Origin of the sequence: Kitasatospora sp. NPDC059571 (genome assembly GCF_042735675.1) — a bacterium.
Lineage (GTDB): Bacteria > Actinomycetota > Actinomycetes > Streptomycetales > Streptomycetaceae > Kitasatospora.
Window position 1 is genome coordinate 1 of sequence record NZ_JBHWBW010000506.1, and the last position, 5,531, is coordinate 5,531.

Genomic DNA, 5,531 nt, shown 5'->3' on the forward strand with positions numbered 1-5,531 from the left:
GACCGCGGTGCGATCGCGCAGGCGGTGGAGCGGCTGCGGTTCACCGCGGCGGACGTGTGGGTCAACGAGGGCGCGGCCGGGCCGGGCGCCGGGCTGCTGCCGCTCGGCGGGCCGCGGGCCGCCGCCACCGCGGGCCTGGCGGGCGCCGTGCAGCACCTGCTGCCCTGGACCTCGGCGCGTTCGATCGCCGAGACCTTCCGGCCGCCGGCCGGTGACGTCCGGCCGCATCCCGGGTGACGGGCCGGAAACAGCTGACAGGCGCTGACACGATGCACGCGCCCGGTTTGGACAACGTGTCCAGTAGGACGTGACCTTCCTGCGGGATTGCTCCTCTGTGTCCCCTGACACCTTCGTTTCATCCGGTTAGGCTGACTGGCGTCGCCGGGATCTCCCGCTGGCCAAACGTCCTGTAATACCCGGAACGACCTCCGCTCAAGCGTGGCACGAGCGGATTTCGCCCAGGTGCTGCGGGAGGATTGCGGACAGGCCCGGCGGTGCACACCTAGCCATCACCGAGTCACGCAACGGCGCGCGACAGGAGCCAAACAGTCATGCAGACCAAGCTGGACGCAGCCAAGGCCGAACTGCTCGCCAAGGCAGCAGCAGCCGCTGAGAACAGCCAGGTGGGGGGAGCGGCGCCGGGAGAGGGTCTGAGCAACGGCGCTCTGACCGCATACCTGCACCACTACTACCTCCACACCGCGCCCGAGGACCTGGTCCACCGCGACCCGGTCGACGTCTACGGCGCCGCCGCCTCGCACTACCGCCTGGGCCTCAAGCGCCCCCAGGGCACCGCCGAGGTCCGGGTGCACACCCCGAGCGTGGAGGAGAACGGCTGGTCCTGCGGCCACACCGTGGTCGAGGTCGTCACCGACGACATGCCGTTCCTGGTCGACTCGGTCACCAACGAGCTGACCCGCCTCGACCGCGGCATCCACCTCGTGGTCCACCCCCAGCTCGCCGTCCGCCGCGACATCACCGGCAAGCTGCTGGAGATCCTCGACATCGACGCCTGCTCGCGCAGCCAGGCCGCCGGCACCGAGTGGCCGGCCGACGCCATCGTCGAGTCCTGGATGCACATCGAGATCGACCGCGAGACCGCCCGCGAGGACCTGCGCTCGATCGAGGCCAACCTCCGCCGCGTGCTGGGCGACGTCCGCGAGGTCGTCGAGGACTGGTCGAAGATGCGCGACTCCGCGCTGCGCCTGGCCGACGAGCTCGCCGAGCAGCCCCCGACGCACCTGCCCGAGCAGGAGGTCGGCGAGGCCTGGGAGCTGATGCGCTGGCTGGCCGACGACCACTTCACCTTCCTCGGCTACCGCGAGTACGACCTGGTCGAGCACGAGGGCGAGGAGGTCCTCAAGGCCGTCGCCGGCACCGGCCTCGGCATCCTGCGCGCCGACCCGCTCAGCCACGACACCGACCACCACCCGGTCAGCGAGGCCTTCGGCCGGCTGTCCGCCCCCGTCCGCGCCAAGGCGCACGAGAAGAAGCTCCTCGTGCTGACCAAGGCCAACAGCCGCGCGACCGTGCACCGCCCGGCCTACCTGGACTACGTCGGGGTCAAGAAGTTCGACGCCAACGGCGAGGTGATCGGCGAGCGCCGCTTCCTCGGCCTGTTCTCCTCCGCCGCGTACACCGAGTCGGTCACCCGGATCCCGGTCGTCCGCCGCAAGGTCCAGGAGGTCGTCACCCGCGCCGGCTTCTCCGGTGAGAGCCACGACGGCCGCGACCTGCTGCAGATCCTGGAGACCTTCCCCCGGGACGAGATGTTCCAGACCCCGGCCGAGGAGCTCCAGTCCATCGCGACCAGCGTGCTCTACCTGCAGGAGCGCCGCCGGCTGCGGCTGTTCCTCCGCCAGGACGAGTACGGGCGCTACTTCTCCGCCCTGGTCTACCTGCCGCGCGACCGGTACACCACCCGGATCCGGCTGCGGCTGATGGAGATCCTCACCGAGCAGCTCAACGGCGACACCATCGACTACACGGTGTACGCCACCGAGTCCGTCCTCACCCGCCTGCACTTCGTCGTCCGGGTCGCCCCCGGCACCGAGCTCCCGGAGCTCACCGACGCCGAGGTCGAGCGGATCGAGGCCAAGCTCGCCGAGGCCGCCCGCTTCTGGATGGACGGCTTCAACGACCAGCTGCACGTCGAGCTGGGCGAGGAGCGGGCCGCCGAGCTCGCCCACAAGTACGCCAACGCCTTCCCCGACGGCTACCGGGCCGACTACACCGCCCGCACCGCCGTCGCCGACCTCAAGCAGATCGAGGCGCTGCACGGCGAGGGCGACTTCCGGCTCAACCTGTACCAGCCGGTCGGCGCCGGCGACGACGAGCGCCGCTTCAAGATCTACCGGGTCGGCGGCCCGATCTCGCTCACCGAGGTCCTGCCGGTGCTCCAGCGCCTGGGCGTCGAGGTCCTCGACGAGCACCCCTACGCGCTCAAGCGCGCCGACGGCTCCACCGCATGGGTGGTCGACTTCGGCCTGCGGCTGCGCGACTCCACCGAGCTGACCGACGAGGCCCGCGAGCGCTTCCAGGAGACCTTCTCGGCGACCTGGACGGGCAAGGCCGAGAACGACGGCTTCAACGGCCTCGTGCTGACCGCCGGCCTGACCTGGCGCCAGGCCGTGGTCCTGCGCGCCTACGCCAAGTACCTCCGGCAGGCCGGGAGCACCTTCTCCCAGGACTACATGGAGGACGCGCTCCGCAACAACGCCCACACCACCCGCCTGCTGGTCAACCTCTTCGAGGCCCGGCTCAGCCCCAGCCACCGGCTGGGCTCCGCCGAGCTCACCGAGGGCCTGCTGGAGGAGCTGGACGGCGCCCTCGACGAGGTCGTGTCGCTGGACGAGGACCGCATCCTGCGCTCCTTCCTGCACCTGATCAAGGCGACCCTGCGGACCAACTTCTTCCAGCACGCCGAGGACGGCGACTGGCACACCTACGTGTCGATGAAGTTCGACCCGAAGGCCATCCCCGACCTGCCGGCCCCGCGCCCGGCGTTCGAGATCTGGGTCTACTCGCCCCGGGTCGAGGGCGTCCACCTGCGCTTCGGCAAGGTCGCCCGCGGCGGTCTGCGCTGGTCCGACCGGCGCGAGGACTTCCGCACCGAGATCCTCGGCCTGGTCAAGGCCCAGATGGTCAAGAACACCGTCATCGTCCCGGTCGGCGCCAAGGGCGGCTTCGTCGCCAAGCAGCTGCCGGACCCGTCGGTCGACCGCGACGCGTGGCTCGCCGAGGGCATCGCCTCGTACAAGACCTTCATCTCGGCGCTGCTCGACATCACCGACAACCTCAAGGCCGGCGAGGTCGTCCACCCCGTCGACGTGGTCCGCCACGACGAGGACGACACCTACCTGGTGGTCGCCGCCGACAAGGGCACCGCGACCTTCTCCGACATCGCCAACGGTGTCGCCGAGTCCTACGGCTTCTGGCTGGGCGACGCGTTCGCCTCCGGCGGCTCGGCCGGCTACGACCACAAGGGCATGGGCATCACCGCCCGCGGCGCGTGGGAGTCGGTCAAGCGCAACTTCCGCGAGCTGGGCGTCGACACCCAGACCCAGGACTTCACCGTCGTCGGCATCGGCGACATGTCCGGTGACGTGTTCGGCAACGGCATGCTGCTCAGCGAGCACATCCGGCTGGTGGCCGCCTTCGACCACCGGCACATCTTCCTCGACCCGAACCCGGAGGCCGCGGCGTCCTTCGCCGAGCGCCGCCGGCTGTTCGACCTGCCGCGCAGCTCCTGGGACGACTACGACAAGTCGCTGATCTCGGCCGGCGGCGGCGTCTTCCCGCGCACCGCCAAGGCGATCCAGATCTCCCCGCAGGTCCGCGAGGCGCTCGGCATCGAGGCGGCCAAGCTCACCCCGGCCGAGCTGATGAAGGCGATCCTGCAGGCCCCCGTGGACCTGTTCTGGAACGGCGGCATCGGCACCTACATCAAGGCCACCGCCGAGACCAACGCCGAGGTCGGCGACAAGGCCAACGACCCGATCCGCGTCAACGGCACCCAGGTCCGCGCCCGGGTCATCGGCGAGGGCGGCAACCTCGGCTGCACCCAGCTCGGCCGCATCGAGTTCGCCTCCTCCGGCGGCCCCGAGAGCACCGGCGGCTGGATCAACACCGACGCCATCGACAACTCGGCCGGCGTCGACACCTCGGACCACGAGGTGAACATCAAGATCCTGCTCAACCAGGTCGTCGCCGAGGGCGACATGACGGTCAAGCAGCGCAACGCGCTGCTCGCCAAGATGACCGACGAGGTCGGCCACCTGGTGCTGCGCAACAACTACGCGCAGAACGTCGTGCTCGCCAACGCGGTCGCCCAGGCCGTCAGCATGGTCAACGTGCACTCCCGCATGATCAACCGCCTGGAGGCGGACGGGCAGCTCGACCGGGCGCTGGAGTTCCTGCCCACCGAGAAGCAGATCCGCGACCGCCAGCAGGCCGGCCGCGGGCTGTCCCAGCCCGAGCTGTCGGTGCTGCTCGCCTACACCAAGATCACGCTGGCCGACGAGCTGCTCGCCACCGAGCTGCCCGACGACCCGTACTTCCGCACCGCGCTGCACCAGTACTTCCCGAGCGCGCTGCGGACCAAGTTCGCCGACGCGATCGACAACCACCCGCTGCGCCGCGAGATCATCACCACCCTGATCGTCAACGACACGATCAACCGCGGCGGCTGCACCTTCGCCTTCCGGCTCCGCGAGGAGACCGGGGCGACCATGGAGGAGATCGCCCGCACCCACGCGGCGGCCCGCGCGGTCTTCGGCCTGGAGCAGCTCTGGGACGAGGTGGAGGGCCTGGACAACCAGGTCGCCGCCGAGGTCCAGACCCGGATGCGGCTGCACGCCCGCCGCCTGGTCGAGCGCGCCACCCGCTGGATGCTCAACAACCGGCGCCAGCCGCTCGACATCGCCGGCACCATCGCGTTCTTCCACGACCGGGTCAACCAGGTCTGGGAGAGCCTGCCCAAGCCGCTGCGCGGCGAGGACGCGGTCTGGTTCGAGTCGGTCTACGACGACCTGGCCGCCGCGGGCGTGCCGGACGCGCTGGCCACCCGGATGGCCGGGCTCTCCTCGGCCTTCCCGACGCTCGACATCGTCGGCGTCGCGGACCGCTCGCTGTCCGACGTGATGGAGGTGGCCGAGCTCTACTACGACCTCGGCGACCGCCTGCAGATCTCGCACCTGCTGGACCGCATCATCGAGCTCCCGCGGACCGACCGGTGGTCCTCGATGGCCCGCGCCTCGATCCGCGAGGACCTCTTCGCGGCCCACTCGGCGCTCACCGAGGACGTGCTGGCCTGCGGCCCCGACGGCTCCCTGCCGGAGGACCGCTACAAGGCCTGGGCCGAGCTCAACGGCACCCTGCTGAGCCGGGCGAAGAACACGCTCGACGACATAAGGGGTTCCGACAACTACGAGCTGTCCAGCCTCTCGGTGGCGATGCGGACCATCCGCACCCTGCTCCGCGCCACCCGCTGACCCGGCAGCCCCGCGAGGGCGGCACCGTCACCCGACCCT

Annotated in this window: 1 protein-coding gene and 1 pseudogene; both read left to right on the forward strand. The window is 70.5% G+C overall.

What is annotated here, in order from left to right; genetic code table 11:
- Positions 1-237 (forward strand): annotated as a pseudogene (locus tag ACFV0G_RS34100) (1-pyrroline-5-carboxylate dehydrogenase); the annotation flags it as partial.
- 314 nt (positions 238-551) lie between these two features.
- Positions 552-5,492 carry an NAD-glutamate dehydrogenase gene (locus ACFV0G_RS34105; RefSeq protein WP_380556354.1) on the forward strand — a complete coding sequence of 1,647 codons (4,941 nt, stop codon included), beginning with the start codon at positions 552-554 and terminating at the stop codon, positions 5,490-5,492.
- The last annotated feature ends 39 nt before the right edge of the window (positions 5,493-5,531 follow it).

Excerpts from the sequence above, each read along its gene's own strand:
- ACFV0G_RS34105 (WP_380556354.1), top strand. The coding sequence starts at position 552 with ATGCAGACCAAGCTGGACGCAGCCAAGGCCGAACTGCTCGCCAAGGCA.